Below are 18,122 nucleotides of genomic sequence, written 5' to 3' on the forward strand. Positions count from 1 at the left end.
TTTTCCTTATTCTGTAAAATGATAGACAATTGAATCCCCTATTTTTTCATATCCAATCTTTTTATAAATGGAATTCGATGTAGAATTGGCAAGGTCCGTATAGAGAGAACAAAAAGAGTAGCCACTATGCAACAGCTTATCTGTCAGATGCCATACGGCTTGAGAAGCATACCCCTTCCTTTTATACTGATCAGGTGTAAACACAGCATTGATTGTGGCTCCATTCTTCGTTGTTCGAGCCCGACTTGCCATGGAAACGGCTGTTCCATCGACGATCCATAAATGAAGGCGTTGATCCTCAATTAGACTTTCAGCCAATTCCTTCGCTCGTCCCGCTACATGGTTCTCTCCTGTTTCCTTTCCATACTGTTCCAACCAATTTTCGACAAGGGACTGATAGGAAGCGTCTGCTTCAATTAACTGACCCTTTTGTTTTTGAATCGTTTTCAATTGATTCAACCTGAATATTCCTTGCTCCATCTGCAGCTCTGCTTCCTGCCCGGTATGCCGCATCCATTCTTTCAAGAAAAATTCCACTGCGTTCCGTTCTCCAAGTACACCGGGGACATCCTGCTCTTCCTTAACCAAGTACTGGACAAATGCACGAATATGAGCAGGCTCCCAATGATTGAGCGAAGGAATGATCCATAAATGCGGAGGCGTTCTCATTGACATGAACACAGGTTTTCCATTGTCCTGGAAGCTGATTAAATGACAAGCTTCTTTCCCATGGGATTTTTTCAGACGTTCTAAAATCCCCAGAGGCAGGTTGTTTTCCGCTTCCTTATCCAGTAGCAATGCTTCCACTCGTTCATGGAACTTGATTGGGTCGTGTTCATAAATTATAGTCATCAATGAGTACCCCTTTTCTTTTTGCTTCAAACCAGTTTTTTGTTAAAATTCTGAATAAGATGAATTTTTATTTCCATTATACGTCTCAAAGACAAGTAGAACAACATAAAGAAAGGAAGAATAAACCATGACAAAAAAAGAAATCCAAGATCAAATTGCTTTCTTAAAATCTGACTATATCCGTATTCAAGGAGATTTAGATAAACTTGAAGCTGCCGGCGGTAACATTCAAAATGCCGAAATGCAGCTGGCTCGGATGGAAGAAGAATTAAAAGAACTAAATAAGCAGCTAGCTCAGGCAGAGCAGTAAAAAAAGACGGAGGAACCTGATTTCCTCCGTCTTTTCATGTTAAGATTTCTTTTGATTTTCTTTTTCTTTTCGCTGCCCCTCAAGTTTCTCCTGGATCTTTTCAAACTCTTTGCTTGGAGGCATTAAAGAAACGATGACATCACCGTTTTCTGCCTTATACTCCATATCGGGAGTGAAAAACTCCACTTTTCCTGAGGCCCTTTTCGCAAATAAGAGCAAGGCGTGTTGATCCATGTTCTTCATGTAGTCTTTGAAGGTATACTGTTCTGTGATCGTCGTTTTGCGGAATACGTAGCCATTTTCCACTCTAGCATTCAATTCTTCCCAGGAAGCCCCTTCTTCAAATAGGATTCTCCCTCCGATCGTATGCACAAGATCTTCCAAATCGTCTCCCTCTTTATTGCTTAAACTAAGTTGGAATGAGTTGTTACGACCGAATTCCGGTACGAAGGTCGTACACACGAGGGCATTGTATGAATCTAATTCTGTAGCGGCAACTAGATACTCATACGGTGTCATATCTAAATAGTATTCGGTTTGCTCCGATAAGATTTCTCCATGATAGGATTCAATGCCTCGGGAACGTGCTCGGGACAGTCTCTCCCATGAAGAATCCGTAAGAAGAACGGGGATCTTAAGGTCCTCCAATGTCTTGGCAAGACCCGTTGTGAAGGCACTTCCTCCAGCGATGAGTACTCCTGGAGGTCCCTCCATCGATAATCCCAATTTTTTCGCAAGCCAGCCAATAGAAAAGCCATGGGCCACAACAGTTGTAAATACAAGGGCAAAGGTCAATGATATGAGAATCGATGCATCCTCAAATCCTTCCTCCAAAAGGACACTCGCAAAATAACTGGCAACCGTCAGGGCGACAATCCCTCTCGGTGCAATCCAACCGACCAGAAGCTTCTCTGATTTAGATAAATCCGTCCCTACAGTGGATAGAAAAATCGACAACGGTCGGACGATAAACAACATTAAAGCTACAAACCCAATAATCTGTATGTTGAAGATTTCTACCAACGTATCAACCGTCAGGGAAGCGGTCAGCATGACAAAGATGGTAGAGATCAACAATAAGGATATATTTTCTTTAAAGTGTCTCATATCTGCAATGGACGAGATATGCATATTTGCAAGAGTCATCCCCATCGCTGTTACAGATAATAGACCCGTTTCATGCATGATTTCATCAGCAATCGTAAAACAAGCAATAACAACGGCAAAGACGGCTGGGGATTTAAGGAACTCAGGGATATACCCTGTTTCAAACATCCAGCCGACTCCTTTTCCGCAAACCCAGCCAAGAAAGACAGCAAAGGCGGAAGCGGCAAAGAACATCAATAACGCAGAAGGATCATTGTTGGTCAGGAATAGGATGATTTCGAACGCAAATACCGCAAGTAATGCGCCGATCGGATCGACAATGATTCCTTCCCATTTCAAGATTTTAGCTGGACGTGGTTTTAACTTTGCCTGACGTAATAAAGGCAGGATAACAGTCGGTCCAGTAACAATGAATAAGCCCCCGATTGTAAAAGCGACAGCCCAGGATAAACCCGCCACATAATGAGCCGCTAATGAACCTAATATCCAGCTTAGAAACGCACCGAAAGTCACGATCCTGAACACGGGGCGGCCTAAACCTTTCACTTCCTTCATATCCAGGTTCAAGCTTCCTTCGAAAAGAATGACGGCGACGGCCAAAGATATGATCGGTTTATAAAGTTCTCCGAAGTCCTGCTCAGGGTTCATGAGGCCTAGTACAGGTCCGGCTAAGAGACCGGCGATGGACATGACTACAATGGCAGGCAACCGAAAGCGCCAGGCCACCCATTGCGATCCTACGCCGAGAAACCCCACTAACATCAGTTGTAAGAGTAACGAATCTATCATTGAACAGTCTCCTTCTGTAAGGTGTATGTACGACCCTCGAGTAATATAGACATATTCTATATGCCTCTCCCTCATCTGTAAACTAAATTGTCTGTAAAATACTTCCCACTAAAGCTCCCGTTTGTGGAAGACTCAGTTTCGAGTTGTTTCCGGGTTCGTTTAGCCGTATTGGGAGTCAGGGGTGGCTGGGAAGCTACTCGCTTTCCTGTGGGGGAGCGCCGAGCTTCCTCGGACTGCGTCCTGCGGGATCTCGCCTATCTCCTTCTCCCACGGGAGTCTCGCAGCTTCCCAACCACCCCATTCGATGCAGGAGATAAACGCACCTATACCAAGATAGGGCGTCTTCCACCCCTCTCGCAAGTAGGTATAAAGCGCTCTATATCAAGCTTTTACATACAAAGTAGCGGCGGTGGAACCTATATCCCTTTACTTTCGCTGAGTAAATGCGGATGATTTCAGAAGTGGTTTCGAGACACTTATATGGCAAGGGGAGGCGGGGGATGGGGAGACTCCTGTGGGAAAAAAGTGCTTGGTGAGACCCCACAGGACGCAGTCCGAGGAGGCTCACCAAGCTTCCACGGAAAGCGACTCATCCCCCGCCTCCCCGATCCATCTTACACAAAAGTCTCGAAACTGAGTCTTCAAGAATTCTGCCATATTGCTGAATAAACCCTTAATTTGTAAGGCAATCCCACAAAAAATGGTATGGTAATCATAACCTTTTAAATTTTCTAAAAAAATAATTGACAGAAAGGTGTGACATTGATAGTATTACGGCGGTGCGTTAATCTCATTCACTTTTCAATAATGAAAATCATGCAGAAGCCTTGATTATTGCCGCTCATCTTTTGGATAAGAGCGCTTTTTTTACGCAAAATATACAGACATCTATGAGGAGGAGCCAGTATGAAAGCAAGAGACACAATTTTTATTGGATTCACATTGTTCGCTTTGTTTTTCGGTGCTGGAAACTTGATCTATCCTGTTTCCCTCGGTATTGAATCAGGAACATCCTACTTCCCGGCTATATTCGGTTTTGTTATTACTGGTGTAGGGTTACCTATTATTACCGTAGCGGCTATATCGCTTGTACGTAACGGCGCTGTTCAATTAGCTGGACGCGTCCACCCGATGTTCGGATTATTATTCACATCGATGGTCTACCTTGTCATTGGACCTTTCTTTGCCATTCCGAGGGCCGCAAACGTCGCCTTTGAAACAGGCATCGTTCCATTTACGAACGGAAAATCGTTGACATTATTCATTTTTACGGTCTTATTTTTTGTACTCGTTTATTGGCTCAGCCGCAATCCATCTAAACTCGTGGATCGCGTAGGACAAATTTTAACCCCTGCTTTGTTCTTGGCCATCCTTGGTCTTGTCATTGGAAGCTTCTTTCTGCTTGATGGTCCTATTCAACCAGCCGGTGAAAAATATCAGGCACAACCTTTCTTTACAGGATTCATTGAAGGTTACTTGACCATGGATGCCATTGCTTCTCTTGCTTTCGGTATTATCGTCGTTTCATCCTTCCGCGATCGTGGGGTTACTGATCCTAAAACGTTGACCATTCGAACACTAAAAGCAGGTTTAGTGACTGCCATCGGTCTAGCCACTGTCTATGTAGCCATTGGTTGGATCGGAGCTAGAATGGCAACGGAAGGGTCTTTTGATAATGGAAGTGCCATCCTTGCTGGTGCTGCACAAATCATGTATGGAGATGTAGGAACGCTGTTACTTGGTGTGATTGTAGGACTTGCCTGTTTGACGACATGTATCGGTCTGACCGTCGCCTGTGGCCAGTTCTTTTCAAAACGTGTGCCAGGGCTTACTTATAAACATGTCACAATCGTAGTTACTCTGATCAGTTTCGCTATATCCAATATCGGATTGAATCAAATTATCGCTTATTCTGTCCCGGTGCTTGTGTTCGTTTATCCGATCACCATTGTTCTCGTAGCCCTTACATTCATGAGCCCGCTCTTTAACCACTCTCCTTATGTGTATCGAGGAGCCATTTTGTTGACTGCCATCATAGGGGTCTATGACGGACTCGTGGCTTTTGGCGCCGATGTTTCTGGCATCGAGCCATTGATCAGTCAACTTCCTTTATTCGAATTGAATTTAAGCTGGGTCTTCCCTGCCATTATTGGCGGCGTCGTTGGGCTTTTGATTGATTACTTTAAAGGAGAACCCCGTCATAAAGAAAGCTTTCAGAACGGTTAACGTATGAAAATCCCTCTCCATGGTGGAGAGGGATTTTTTTATTGATCCAGAAGCGTTACGCTGACTTTCACATCAAGGTTCTGACCGCCGCCTCGATATACTCCCTGAAGTGGGCTGACATCAGCATAATCCCTTCCTGTACCAATTCTGATGTGCTGTTCTAATGCTTCCACATTGTTCGTAGGATCCAAACCAATCCAGCCGATTCCGGGTACCATCACTTCCACCCAAGCATGTGTGGCCGCATCACCCACAAGCGCTGAATCTTCTCCGACATACAGGTAACCACTCACATAACGGGCTGGTATCCCCTGTGATCTTAAGACCCCAATCATAACGTGTGCATAATCCTGGCACACCCCGCTCCTTAACGGCCATGATTCGTAGGCCTTGGTATTGACCTGGGTTGTCGTCGTATCGTACCGGATCGATTGATTGATGTACTCCATCAACCTTAAAGAAAAGCGGATTGGATCGCTGGCGTCTCCAACTTCATTGAAAATTTCTTCGATTTGTTCTTTATACAAGAATGTATACGGTGTTTCATTCAAATAAGCCAGGTAATGGCGACGGAAAAGTTCCGAGTGAAAGATTGTACGCATTTCATCCGAACATTCGATCATACGGATGAATGGACTTTTTTGAATGCTGACCGTCGATGTCGTTTTTAATGTTAAATGTTCATGCTTCTCAGGAATGAAAAAAGTCTCCACATGGTTCCCCCATAGATCGATATGTTCTTTCGTCATCGATCCTGGAGTGATTTCAGTCCGGTAAGCAAGCAGCCTCTGACATTCATCCGTCCTCGGTTTCAGGCGGATATGATTCATGCTCTGATCGACAAAATTATCATAATAAAACGTATTGGTGTGCTCAATTTGGAATTTCACAGCGTATTCCTCCTGGATAGCCTTTACTTGGCGTGTACGGGTTCAATTAAATAATAGGTTTGTGAGAACATGCGACTCAGTGTCATGCATCGATCTTGGAAGTGGTCGAGAAACGACATCAGCTCATTCATATCCATCTCCTCAATGTTCGTACTCGTAATTTCTTCCCGAATGAGTTCAAGCATTTGGAAAAGATCCTCAGAATAGTGAGAGATTTTCCCACCTTCAAGCTTGTCAACCGCTTCGAGGACATGATCCATACAGTATCGGATCGATCTTGGGAACGTCCTCTCTTTAATTAAAAAGCTGAGGACATGCTTCGATTCCATTGTAGGTGGGTGTTCTTTAATATACGCATCATATCCATTCAGAAACTGCAGAGCTGTAAGCCAATAATAGTAATGATCTGTCGGGATATCGGCTTCTTTTCTGTTCTTTTCACAGGTCACATTCAATATTCTTGCTGTTTTCTCAGCGCGCTCCAACCATTTCCCAACTTTAATAAAAGTATAAGGAGTTCCACGGCTCATACTGGACTCAATGACTCCTTGTGATGTCATCGAAGTTTTAATCACTTGAGCCAAGTAATCCTGGGTATGCTGCCTCGTATTCGGGAGCTCCTGCCAATCCTTTTGGTCCAAATGGAATGCATTTAACACTTCCCAAAGTTCTTCGGGAAGGATATCCCTTGTCGAACGGGCATTCTCTCGGGCATAATTCATGCTATTCATAAGAGAATTGACGTTAAATGGACTGATGGTCAAGTATTGGATAAGTGTTTCCCTGTCTAAACGATCGTACAGGTTGTAATAATCTTTCGCGGACGCACAGACTTCCACAATTTCTTCCCAGTCGCGATCCGCTGCCTCCTGATTTTGTGCCTCCAACATATGAATGAGCTGGACACTGAGTACCCTTGCATTGTTTTCGGCTCGTTCTATGTTTCGGGACATCCAGTAAAGAGAATCTGCTACACGACTAAGCATGTTGATCACCACTTTCTGTCAAGATCCACGTATCTTTTCCTCCCCCACCCTGAGAGGAGTTCACAACAAGGGAACCTTCTTTGAGAGCTACTCGTGATAACCCTCCAGGAAGTACATTCGTCTTTTCTCCATTCATGACAAACACGCGTAAATCTACATGACATGGATAAAATCTACCTTCCTGATACGCAGGAGCTCTTGATAATTTAATGGTCGGTTGAGCGATATATTGATGAGGATTTTCTATAATTTTCTTCTTGAACGCCTCACGTTCACTTTCATCCGACTGCGGACCAATTAACATATCATACCCGCCTGATGCACCGACATTTTTCACAACCAGTTCATGAATGTGATCCAGCACATAATCCAGACGTTCAGGATCACTAAGGAAGTATGTTTCAACGTTCGGGATAATCGGATCTTCCCCAAGGTAGAAGCGGATCATATCAGGTACATAAACATACATCGCCTTGTCATCGGCAACGCCATTGCCTATGCCGTTAAGTATCGATACATTTCCTTTTCGATAAGCCCTGAGCAACCCGGGTACTCCGAGAGCAGAGTCAGGACGGAACGCTTCCGGATCAAGGAAATCATCGTCAATTCTTCTATAAATTATATCCACACGTTTTAACCCTTTGATGGTCTTCATGTAAACAACATCATCTTTGACAATCATATCTCTTCCTTCTACCAGTTCAATTCCCATCTGTTGAGCAAGAAAGACATGGTCATAATAAGCAGAATTATAAATCCCCGGCGTCAATAAAACAGCGGTGGGCGATTTATGAGGGTTTGCATTGGCAGGCAGATGGCTGGTTACCGCCTGGTGAAGTTCTGACAACTGATGCTCCAATGTTTCGATAGAATGTTGGAAGAACAATTCAGGGTACACTTGTCTCATAACATACCGATTTTGGAAAACATATGACATTCCTGAAGGATTACGCAAGTTATCTTCCAATACCCGGTATTGACCCTTTTCATCTCTAATTAAATCTACTCCTGCAAGGAATATATGGTTCCTTAAAGGGATATCTATGCCACTGACTTGTTTGTTGTAGTAATAAGGATTGTTCTCGATCAACTCTCTCGGAATGACTCCCGCTTCTACAATTTCCTGATCATGATAAATATCTTCTAAAAAATGATTGAGCGCGGTCATCCGCTGCTTCATCCCTTTTTCAATCTCTTCCCAATCTTGCCTCGGAATGATAATCGGAACAAAGTCAAACGGCATCGTTCTCTCTGTACCTCCTGTGTGGTTGTACACGGTGAATGTAATGCCTTGTCTAAGAAAATTAAGCTGAGCTGTTTCATGCTTTTTCATCAAATCGCGTTCTGTAAATTGATTGACCAGTTGATAAAACCATTGGTAGTGTTTCTTCGGCTCACCACCCTGTTTCATCATTTCATCAAAGTAAACACCCGTTTGATAATTAGTTAGCACGACCTCTCCTCCATTCCTACTTACTACAAATCCTTTACCCTTAGTTTACTCCACCCACTCATAAATTGTAAGAAAATTTACACAACAATTGTCGTTTCTTATGAGAGTTATTAAAGTAAATGGCAAGATTGTGGAAGACTCTGTTTCGAGATTTTTGTGTAAGTGGATAGGGCTGCGGGGAATGACTCGCTTTCCGCGGGAGCGCGTTGAGCCTCCTCGGACTCCGTCCTGCGGGGTCTCACCTAGCACTCTTTTCCCGCAGGAGTCTCGCCATTCCCCTCCGCCCTTTTACCATGGAAGTGTCTCGAAACCATTTCTCGGAAACTCTGCTGGTATGCTCAAGCGAAGTGGATAATATAATACTCTCCCCAGTGTGAATCCGAATATGAAAGCTTGATATAGAGCGCTTTATTCCTGCATCTAAGTGAGGGTGGGAGACGCCCCATTGTGGTAAAGGGGTTCGTTTCTCACATGCATCGAATGGGGTGGTTGGGAAGCTGCGAGACTCCCGTGGGAGAAGGAGATAGGCGAGATCCCGGAAGGCGATAGCCTGAGGAAGCTCGGCGCTCCCCCACAGGAAAGCGAGTGGCTTCTCAACCACCCCTGACTCCCATTCCGGCAAACACGAACCCCGGTTATCTCGAAATCGAGTCTTCCATAAACGGGAGCTTAAGTGAAAACTACGTAGAGGTTTTCTGATGAAAGACGGACCAGCTCATCTGTTTTAAGGGATGAGCTGGTCCGGTGGGAAATGGTAGACACTATTTGATGTTGATGACAATTTTACCTTTGGCGTGGTGGGTTTCGCTGACGCTATGGGCTTCTTTTAGACCTTCCTCGCTGAGGTCGAAACGATGTCCGATGACAGATACTAAATCTCCTTCTTCCATCATGGAAGCGAGTTTTGTCAGTTTCTCTCCGCTCGGCTCAAGCCAGACGAATCCTGCTTTCACTCCATGTTTGGCAGCGAGGTCTTCATCCGGTGGCTGGACAATGGACGGAAGACGCCCACCTTCTTTCAGGACAGAAAAGCTTTTTTCCTGGATTTCTCCACCAAGAGTATCAAGGACGATATCGTAATCACTTAACACCTCTGAGAATTCCTCTTCTTTATAATTGATAAAACGATCGACACCCAGTTTCTCTACCCACTCCTGGTTCTTTCCACTGGCTGTCGCTGCTACATAAGCACCTTTTTGCTTCGCAATTTGAATGGCATAATGGCCGACACCACCTGACCCTGCATGTATGAGCACATGATCTCCTTCCTGAATATCGCTAAAATCCACTAAACACTGCCATGCAGTAAGTCCTGCCAATGGCACCGCTGCCGCTTCCTCAAAAGAAACGTTCTCAGGAAGATGTGCTAGAAGATGTTCATCCACTGCTGTGTACTCTGCATACGTTCCGAATCGTGTTGTATCCGGACGAGCAAAAACTCGATCTCCTACTTTGAAGTTTTCCACTGCAGAACCAACCTCTGCGACGATTCCTGCAGCATCCCATCCTAAAATGATAGGAAAATCAAAGTCCAGCATTTCTTTTAAGTAACCTTCCCTAAGCTTCCAGTCGATGGGATTGATCGATGTTGCGTGCAATTCCACGATGACCTGGTTCTCATTTGGAACAGGAAAATCCACGTCTTTTTCTTTTAGTTGATTTCTATCTCCATATTGCTCAATAACAATGGCTTTCATATTATAATCGCTCCTTTTAAGAGGTATGACTTCTATAGTTTTCCCCACAGTTTTCACGTGAAACATGATAAGATGTGGGAGAAAGAAGATTATGTATAAAAGGATGATCACGATGATTCAACAGGCCGAAAAAATTCTCCACCAATACTACGGTTATTCCTCGTTCCGCCCTGGTCAAAAAGAGGCCATTACTCATGTTTTAGATCAAAAGAACACACTGGCCGTCATGCCGACAGGAGGCGGAAAATCCCTCTGCTATCAAATCCCCGGACTCACTTTGCAAGGAACAGCGATCATCATATCCCCCTTGATCTCTTTGATGAAAGACCAAGTGGATGCCCTCCATTCCTATGGGGTCGCCGCTACTTATATTAATAGCTCCCTTTCTCATACAGAGCAGCAACAAAGGCTGCGGGATATGGAAAGCGGCCGCTATTCCTTTGTGTATGTCGCTCCTGAACGGTTTGACTCACCCAACTTTTTGGCCGCTATCAACAGCATTCCCCTTTCGTTGATTGCCTTTGATGAAGCGCACTGTATTTCCCAATGGGGACATGACTTCCGTCCAAGCTACCGATCGATTGTTCCTACCTTGAAAAAAGTTGCAAACCTTCCTGTCCTTATGGCTCTAACCGCTACAGCGACCCAGGAAGTAATTAAGGACATTAAAGAGTTGATCGATGTCGAGGATACAAACGTCATTAATACTGGATTCGCAAGGGACAACTTATCTTTTCGTATTATCAAAGGCCGTGACAAACGAGAATTCATCAGCGAATATTTGACTCAGATCCCCAATGAATCCGGCATCATCTATACAGCCACACGAAAAGATGCTGACCAGCTTCATTACCTTTTAACGAAAAAAGGATTTGCTGCTGGAAAATATCACGCAGGAATGACAGAGCATCAAAGAAAGCAAGCACAGATGGATTTCGTTCAGGATGAAATCACCACGATGATTGCAACCAACGCCTTCGGGATGGGCATCGATAAATCAAATGTCCGTTATGTTATTCACTATTCCATGCCGATGAATATTGAATCTTATTACCAGGAAGCTGGTCGTGCTGGCCGTGATGGTGAGCCTGGTGATTGTGTATTGCTCTTTTCAAGTCAGGATATCAACCTGCAACGGTTTTTGATCGACCAGTCACCAAATGAAGAAAAGAAAAAGGATGAGTACACGAAACTCCAGGCGATGGTGAATTATTGCCATACCCACTCCTGTTTGCAGCAATACATTCTTGACTATTTTGATGATCCGACAGAATCCGAGCCGTGTGGTAAATGTACGAATTGCACCCACGATGGTGAAGAGCAGGATATGACAAAAGAAGCGCAAATGGTATTATCCTGTGTGAAACGTATGGGCGAAAGGTTCGGAGCCGGCCTGACAGCGAAGGTACTCAAAGGTTCTTCTGACCAAAAAGTGAAACAGTTTCGATTCCAAGATTTATCGACCTATGGCATTATGCCGAATTATACAGAAAAAGAATTAACTCGATTCATTCAGTTTTTAACGGCGGAAGGCTACCTATCGACAGGCGAAGGACGTTATCCTTCATTAAAGCTGACGAATGAAGCCGTTTCTGTCATTAAAGGCAACCAGCCTGTTCTTATGCTTGTTGAATCCACAACGAAAAAACAGAAAACCGAATACAATGAGCAATACTTCGAAGAGTTGCGACAGTTACGTAAATCGATTGCAGATGAAAGCAACCTTCCCCCTTACGTCATCTTCTCTGATGCCACACTCAAAGACTTGACCATCTATCTCCCAGAAAGCAAAGAAGAGATGATGAACATCAAAGGAATAGGGGAGCAGAAATTCGAGAAGTATGGAGAACAGTTTCTTGAGAAATTACGACCTTGGGCACAAGAGACGGAGACGAAGCCTACGCCGGTTCGTTCGACCGAACCTTCAATCCAACAGAAAGACCCGTTTGATGACCGCCCCAGTCACCATATTTCTTACGACCTTTGGATACAAGGAAATGATGTGAAAGACATAGCCAAAGAAAGGGGTATAGGCAAACAAACGATTGAGAACCATATTTTCCGAGCTGGAAAAGAAGGAAATGAGATCGATTGGAGCCGATGGTTTGATGAAGAACAAGAAAGCAACATTGTGCAGGCCTATGATCAAATGGAGGAACATAAATTGAAACCCTTGAAAGAATCTCTGCCTGAGGGGTATTCCTACTCTATGATCAAGGCCGTCCTTGTGAAGCATAACTTGATGGATGAATGATAGTTGAGGAGGAAGATTTATGACTAAACCTGTAATCTCAAGAGAAGATGTAAAAGCATTGGACCAACATGACCCGCTTCAACCTTTCAAACGTGAATTTTACCAAGAAAGATTTTATTACATGGATGGAAATTCCCTAGGTCTGCTTTCGAAACGTTCTGAAGAAACCCTCTCAACCTCCCTGAATGATTGGAAGAAACATGCCATCGGAGGATGGACCGAAGGAGAAGAACCTTGGTTTTACATGTCAGAAAAAATCGGGGCACTGACTGCTCCTCTCATCGGGGCGAAACCAGAAGAAGTCATCAATACCGGTTCTATTACATCAAATATTCATCAGTTGCTGGCGACGTTTTATAAGCCAGAAGGAAAACGGACGAAAATCCTCGCAGATGAACTAAACTTCCCGTCTGACATTCACGCCATGAAGAGCCAAATCAAATGGCACGGGTTAGACCCGGAAGAACACTTGATTCGTGTCCAAAGTGAGGATGGCTATACGTTATCGGAAGATACCATCATCAAAGAAATGGACGAAGACATCGCTGTACTTCTCCTGCCTTCCGTTTTATATCGTAGTGGCCAACTGCTCGATATTGAAAAAATAACAAGGGCAGCTCATGAATATGGCATCATCGTTGGCTTTGACCTTGCCCACTCGATCGGTGCTCTTCCTCACCGCTTGAACGAATGGGGCGTCGACTTTGCTGTCTGGTGTACGTATAAGTATTTGAACAGTGGACCTGGCGGGGTCGGCGGACTGTATGTGAACAAAAAACACCTCGGCAAAAGGCCAGGACTTGCAGGTTGGTTCAGTTCGGACAAAGACAAGCAGTTCGATATGAGCCACGAACTAACTCCTGCAGAAACCGCAGGAGCATTCCAAATCGGAACGCCTCATGTGCTCAGTTCAGCGCCTCTCATAGGGTCACTGGAACTTTTTGAAGAAGCGGGCATTCAACAGATTAGAGAAAAATCACTAAAGCTCACTCGTTTACTGATGGACCTTATCCACCAGGAGCTTTCAGGTTATGGCTTCAAAATCGGCAACCCTTTGAATGATGAAAGCCGTGGAGGCCATGTCTGTCTCGTCCATGACGAGGCGGCAAGTATCTGTAAAGCATTAAAACAAGAAGCCATCATTCCCGACTTCCGTTCACCGAACGTCATCCGCCTTGCCCCGATCGCTTTTTATACGTCTTACGAAGATGTGTATGACGTCGTGTTACGCTTGAAAGACATCATGGAGAATGAAAAACAAAAGCAATTCAAAAATGAAAGAGACACCATCGCCTAAGGAGGTTTGTGATAATGAAATTTATCGATATTACAATGCCACTGAACAATGATACGCCTCCCTGGCCGGGAGACGAGCCGTTTGAATACAAGCTGACGTGGTCCATGGAAGATACGGGATCGGTCAATGTCGGCCAATTCAAAGGCAGCAACCATATTGGGACCCACGTGGATGCCCCCTATCACTATGATTCAGCTGGCTTAAAAATCGCAGATCTTCCCGTCGATCGATTTTCCGGTCAAGCTCTGGTCGTTTCCGTAAAAGATGACCCTGTCATCACTAAAAAGCTGTTGGAAGGCGTAGACTTGAGTCAGGTAAGTAAAGTTTTGTTCCATACGGACAGTTGGAAAGACCGCACCCGCTTCCCTGATCATTACACGGTCATCGGTGATGATGTAGGTCCATTTTTAAAAAAGCAAGGCATCGACCTTATCGGCATCGATACTCCTTCTGTTGACCCTGAAACAAGTAAAGAGTTGAAAGGCCATCACACGCTGTACCAGAATGATATCCTGATTCTTGAAGGGATTGATCTTTCTCAGGTGTCGCAAGGAGTTTATGAGCTTTTTGCTTTTCCATTAAAAATGGAGCAAGCCGACGGCAGCCCCGTCCGCGCCGTCTTACGAACCATCGAAGCATCCTAGCCTCAAATAAACATCCCGTAATCAAGTTTTCAAAGATACTGACATATAGCTGAAGATTTTGTACTAAAAACACCTAGGGATCCCCTAGGTGTTTTTAGTGTAAGCCTATATTATTTCTTCGTGATTCGTTGGTCGATCGCCATCTTCTTCGCTACTTTTGGTGCGAGCCAAATCATTGGCAGTAGAAGAATGGATACTGGAACAGCTGTGACGACAATGAAGTTTTGCAGTTGTGTAATCCCACTGTCTCCTGTAATTAACAGAATCACAGCGATCGCGCCCATCAATACGGCCCAGAAGATTCTAAGCCAGCTTTGTGGGTTTCCTTCTCCTGTGACAGCCATGGCAATCGTGTAGGACATGGAGTCACTCGTCGTTACGACAAATAGGATCGTTAGAAGCAAGAATAGCGGCGAAATCACGCTTGCCAATGGGAACTGTTCTGTAATGGCAAACATGGCTGCCGGGTTGCCTGCTTCATTCAGTGCGTTGGATACAGAACCAGGATTGTTCAATTCAAAGAAGATTCCGGATCCACCTAGGACTGTAAACCAGAACGTAGAAATAACAGGAGCAAAAACAGATACGGCAATGATGATCTCTCTTATTGTCCGGCCTCTTGAAATACGGCTGACAAGAATGGCCATCATCGGTCCATACCCGATGAACCAGCCCCAGAAGAATACGGTCCATAGAGATAGCCAACCTTCATCTCCTCGATACGTACTCATAGGAATGAATTGATCAACATAATAACCAAATCCTGCTAAGAAGTGGTCGATGATAAAACCACCTGGTCCAAAGATGACGATGAACGCCATTAGCCCAATGGCCATGCGGACGTTGAAGCTACTTAAAAATTGTATCCCTTTATATAAACCAGTGACTGCTGAAATCGTCGAGATGATTACAACGGCAAAAATAATGGAAAACTGTGTGCTGAACTGATTAGGTATCCCGAAAATTTCCTGAAGTCCGTAGCTCGCTTGCAGACCAAGGAAACCAATTGGACCGATCGTCCCTGCCGCCACAGCAATGACGGAGAAGGCATCAATGATCGTCCCTATCCAACTGTGGCGTAATTTTTCGCCGAAAATCGGATACAGCAACGTTCTAGGCTTCATTGGCATTCCTTTATGATAGTGACCGTACATCATGACAACCGCACTAATCGTACCAAGAATAGCCCATGCCAGGAATCCCCAGTGCATAAAGCTTTGCGCGAGGGCCGGGTTGATTGCTGCTTCTGTCCCGGCTTCAATTCCAGACTGAGACGGGGGTACAGTCAAAAAGTGCCACATCGGTTCAGCGGCAGCCCAGAAAACACCTCCGCCGGCCAACAGTGTTGCCATAATGATGGATAGCCATTTGTATAATCCCAGTTCAGGCTTTTCCATATCCCCCATTCTTATTTTTCCATAACGTGAAAAGGCTAAATATAATCCAACAAAGAATGTGGCAAGCATGAGCACTTGCCAAAAAGCACCGAAGTACTTGGCTGACCATGCGAAGCTTTCACTAACGATCATTTCAATCAAATCAATATCAATGAGTGCAAGAATAACGAAAAGGACTAATAATCCTCCACTTATTACAAATACCGGCCAGTCAATACGGCCTGATGTTTTATTTTCCATAGTTATCTCCTTTAATTCATAATGTGTTTGAATGCACAATTTACAACTTTATCACTCTTTTTATTATGGTGTAAAGATATTTCCTTTATCCTTTAGAGAAATGATTTTTGAGAAGAACGGCATAAAAAAAGCGATCCCTAGCAAGAGATCGCTTCTCTTTAATCTTCTGTGGACTCTACCTTATGATCTTCCTGTATGTTCTGACATTCCTTACAAAGATTAATTTCTCGCTCTTCTTTGATCTGAAGCGGTTTGCCACAACGCTGGCACTCATCATAGTTATTCGGATTTGTTTGAAATCCCGGCATTTCATTACTTCCATCGTTATACATACAAGTTCATCTCCTTTTTCTTTCACCTTTTATTTTCTTATTCCCTATTCGCTTTTCGTTAATCATCTTGTCATTTCCTTTGCAGCGGTCATTCCAGACAATGTCACCCCAAGCGTTCCAGCTCCTGGGAAAACCGTATCCCCGCACTGATAAACGTCCGGAATCCCGGTGCGAATAGAATAACTGTTGAGCCAGCTGTATTTTCCCGTTGGCGCGTATCCACCCACTTTTCCATTTTTCCTTCTCAACCACTTTTGAAAAGTAATCGGAGTCCCGGGAAGAACAATGTCTAACTTTTCCTTAAAACTCGGGAAGTAAAAATCCACCGTATCCAGGAGTCGATTCTTCATTTGTTCCTTATCCGCTTCATATTGTTCCGAATTCCACCAGGGTGAAATGGATGTGTGAGTAGAAATCGTCAATGAGCGCTTTCCGACAGGTGCCATCGACGAATCTCGAGGGTCAGATAATGACATTAAAAACTGTCCCCCATCATGGAGGTCGTCCGGTTTTTGCGGATCAATAAACTGATGATACATGGCGTCTTCTCCCTCAAAAACCGCCCCTTCCACACCTCCATGAATGATAAACGCTCCCCATGAATCTCTTTTTTCTTCTTTTAACGCTTTAACATAGGACTGTTCACCCATATCCTTTGATACCGTATCATGGAAGTTGTGAACAGAATTGTTCAACAGTACCTTTTGCGCTCGAAATACTCGATCACGTTTCGTATGAAATTCAAAATGTTGGCCGCTTTTCTCTACTTTATGAATCGGATGACGCATATAAAGGTCGCTCCCTGAATGCTTAATGAAAGATGCCAAACGTTCGGCAACCGCTGCAAGACCTCCATGTACAGCATAAGCGCCTTTATGGAAGGTTTGTAACGCAGCATAACCCAAAAACGCAGGGCAATATTCAACGCTTGTTTGTACGCTATCCATCAACTCACCATTCAAAAACACGCGGAAAAGACGATGGTTATGAAGGCCATACTTTTTCAAACGATCTTCTACCGTCTGGTTCATGAATGGGAGAAGTTTCATAGCATCTTTGTTCACGAAAGGTACCAAATGCATGAAATCTTTTAAGGTTCGTGGTGGAAATACAGGAAGATCTTCTGTTAACTGATCGACCATCGTTCCTACCCTATATACTTCATCATAGAACGACTGTATAGCGGAAGATTGGGTTGGGAAGACTCGTTGAATCTCTTCATACCAGCGGCTTCGCTCACGAAAATAGTGAATGGTGCGATCCGGCATGTGAATATCCATGATCGTATCCAATAACGTCATGGCAGGAGGATCGATGTTTAACTGATCGAAGAGTCGATGGAGAACCCCTCCCTCTTCAAATCCCATTCCAAGGGTTGCCCCTGACTGAAAACGGTAGCCGTTTCGTTCGAATTTGCCTGCGCTACCCCCGAGTTCATTGGAGGCTTCAAAGACAGCAACTTTCATTCCTTTTTTGGCGAGTGTAGCTGCAGCTGCCAGCCCACCAAAGCCTGCACCTACAACTCCAACATCATAAATCATCCGCTCACCTCCCTCCTCTTCTTTTCCCCCATCTCCCCCTTTTTAGGCGTAACGAATGTTCTTGAAGTATATGGCAGTATTGTGGAAGACTCATTTTCGAGACTTTT

14 protein-coding genes are annotated in these 18,122 nt (G+C 44.3%); 5 read left to right on the forward strand and 9 right to left on the reverse strand.

The genetic code is table 11. The annotated features are described in order from the left end of the window. Positions 1 to 6: 6 nt before the first annotated feature. Complete coding sequence (locus tag ACJA3J_RS19750; protein WP_406945073.1) at positions 7 to 852, reverse strand: GNAT family N-acetyltransferase; 846 nt, start codon at positions 850 to 852, stop codon at positions 7 to 9. 127 nt (positions 853 to 979) lie between these two features. On the opposite strand from ACJA3J_RS19750, the gene ACJA3J_RS19755 reads away from it, so the two are divergent. Continuing rightward, complete coding sequence (locus ACJA3J_RS19755; RefSeq protein WP_406945074.1) at positions 980 to 1,162, forward strand: SE1832 family protein; 183 nt, start codon at positions 980 to 982, stop codon at positions 1,160 to 1,162. 39 nt (positions 1,163 to 1,201) lie between these two features. Here ACJA3J_RS19755 and ACJA3J_RS19760 read toward each other — a convergent pair whose 3' ends face one another. Then, entirely contained in the window at positions 1,202 to 3,058 is a 1,857-nt protein-coding gene (locus ACJA3J_RS19760) for a sodium:proton antiporter (protein WP_089653641.1), read from the reverse strand. Positions 3,059 to 3,964: 906 nt separating this feature from the next. On the opposite strand from ACJA3J_RS19760, the gene brnQ reads away from it, so the two are divergent. Then, on the forward strand, positions 3,965 to 5,284 hold the full coding sequence (gene brnQ / locus ACJA3J_RS19765) for a branched-chain amino acid transport system II carrier protein (RefSeq protein ID WP_089653644.1): 1,320 nt from the start codon (positions 3,965 to 3,967) through the stop codon (positions 5,282 to 5,284). Between the two features lie 38 nt (positions 5,285 to 5,322). Here the strand turns inward: brnQ and ACJA3J_RS19770 are convergent, their stop codons facing one another. From ACJA3J_RS19770 to ACJA3J_RS19785, 4 genes are all read right to left on the reverse strand, one after another. After that, positions 5,323 to 6,174 (reverse strand): transglutaminase family protein, encoded by an 852-nt coding sequence (locus tag ACJA3J_RS19770; protein WP_115823431.1) that lies wholly within the window; start codon positions 6,172 to 6,174, stop codon positions 5,323 to 5,325. Positions 6,175 to 6,197: 23 nt separating this feature from the next. After that, entirely contained in the window at positions 6,198 to 7,160 is a 963-nt protein-coding gene (locus ACJA3J_RS19775; protein WP_406945075.1) for an alpha-E domain-containing protein, read from the reverse strand. After that, positions 7,153 to 8,613 (reverse strand): circularly permuted type 2 ATP-grasp protein, encoded by a 1,461-nt coding sequence (locus ACJA3J_RS19780; protein ID WP_115894799.1) that lies wholly within the window; start codon positions 8,611 to 8,613, stop codon positions 7,153 to 7,155. Before ACJA3J_RS19780 ends, ACJA3J_RS19775 begins: the two co-directional genes overlap by 8 nt. A gap of 761 nt (positions 8,614 to 9,374) precedes the next feature. Then, positions 9,375 to 10,310, reverse strand: coding sequence for an NADP-dependent oxidoreductase (locus ACJA3J_RS19785; protein WP_115894798.1), 936 nt, complete (start codon positions 10,308 to 10,310; stop codon positions 9,375 to 9,377). Positions 10,311 to 10,422: 112 nt separating this feature from the next. Here ACJA3J_RS19785 and recQ point away from each other — a divergent pair, with 112 nt between their 5' ends. Genes recQ through kynB form a run of 3 tightly spaced genes read left to right on the forward strand, consistent with a single transcriptional unit; the run spans position 10,423 to position 14,505 of the window. After that, the gene (recQ, locus tag ACJA3J_RS19790; RefSeq protein WP_406946337.1) at positions 10,423 to 12,564 is read left to right on the forward strand and encodes a DNA helicase RecQ; all 2,142 of its coding nucleotides are present in this window, start codon (positions 10,423 to 10,425) and stop codon (positions 12,562 to 12,564) included. Between the two features lie 19 nt (positions 12,565 to 12,583). Further along, entirely contained in the window at positions 12,584 to 13,861 is a 1,278-nt protein-coding gene (gene kynU, locus ACJA3J_RS19795) for a kynureninase (RefSeq protein WP_406945076.1), read from the forward strand. Between the two features lie 14 nt (positions 13,862 to 13,875). After that, positions 13,876 to 14,505: an arylformamidase gene (gene kynB / locus ACJA3J_RS19800; protein ID WP_089653661.1), complete on the forward strand. Its 630-nt coding sequence runs from the start codon at positions 13,876 to 13,878 to the stop codon at positions 14,503 to 14,505. Positions 14,506 to 14,615: 110 nt separating this feature from the next. On the opposite strand, the gene ACJA3J_RS19805 is transcribed toward kynB, so the two are convergent. From ACJA3J_RS19805 to ACJA3J_RS19815, 3 genes are all read right to left on the reverse strand, one after another. Then, on the reverse strand, positions 14,616 to 16,142 hold the full coding sequence (locus ACJA3J_RS19805; RefSeq protein WP_089653664.1) for a BCCT family transporter: 1,527 nt from the start codon (positions 16,140 to 16,142) through the stop codon (positions 14,616 to 14,618). Between the two features lie 158 nt (positions 16,143 to 16,300). Beyond that, positions 16,301 to 16,474: a hypothetical protein gene (locus ACJA3J_RS19810; protein ID WP_167356094.1), complete on the reverse strand. Its 174-nt coding sequence runs from the start codon at positions 16,472 to 16,474 to the stop codon at positions 16,301 to 16,303. A gap of 62 nt (positions 16,475 to 16,536) precedes the next feature. After that, entirely contained in the window at positions 16,537 to 18,015 is a 1,479-nt protein-coding gene (locus ACJA3J_RS19815; RefSeq protein ID WP_406945077.1) for a phytoene desaturase family protein, read from the reverse strand. Positions 18,016 to 18,122: the final 107 nt, after the last annotated feature.

This window comes from Halobacillus sp. SY10 (assembly GCF_045401165.1).
Taxonomy (GTDB): domain Bacteria; phylum Bacillota; class Bacilli; order Bacillales; family Halobacillaceae; genus Halobacillus; species Halobacillus aidingensis.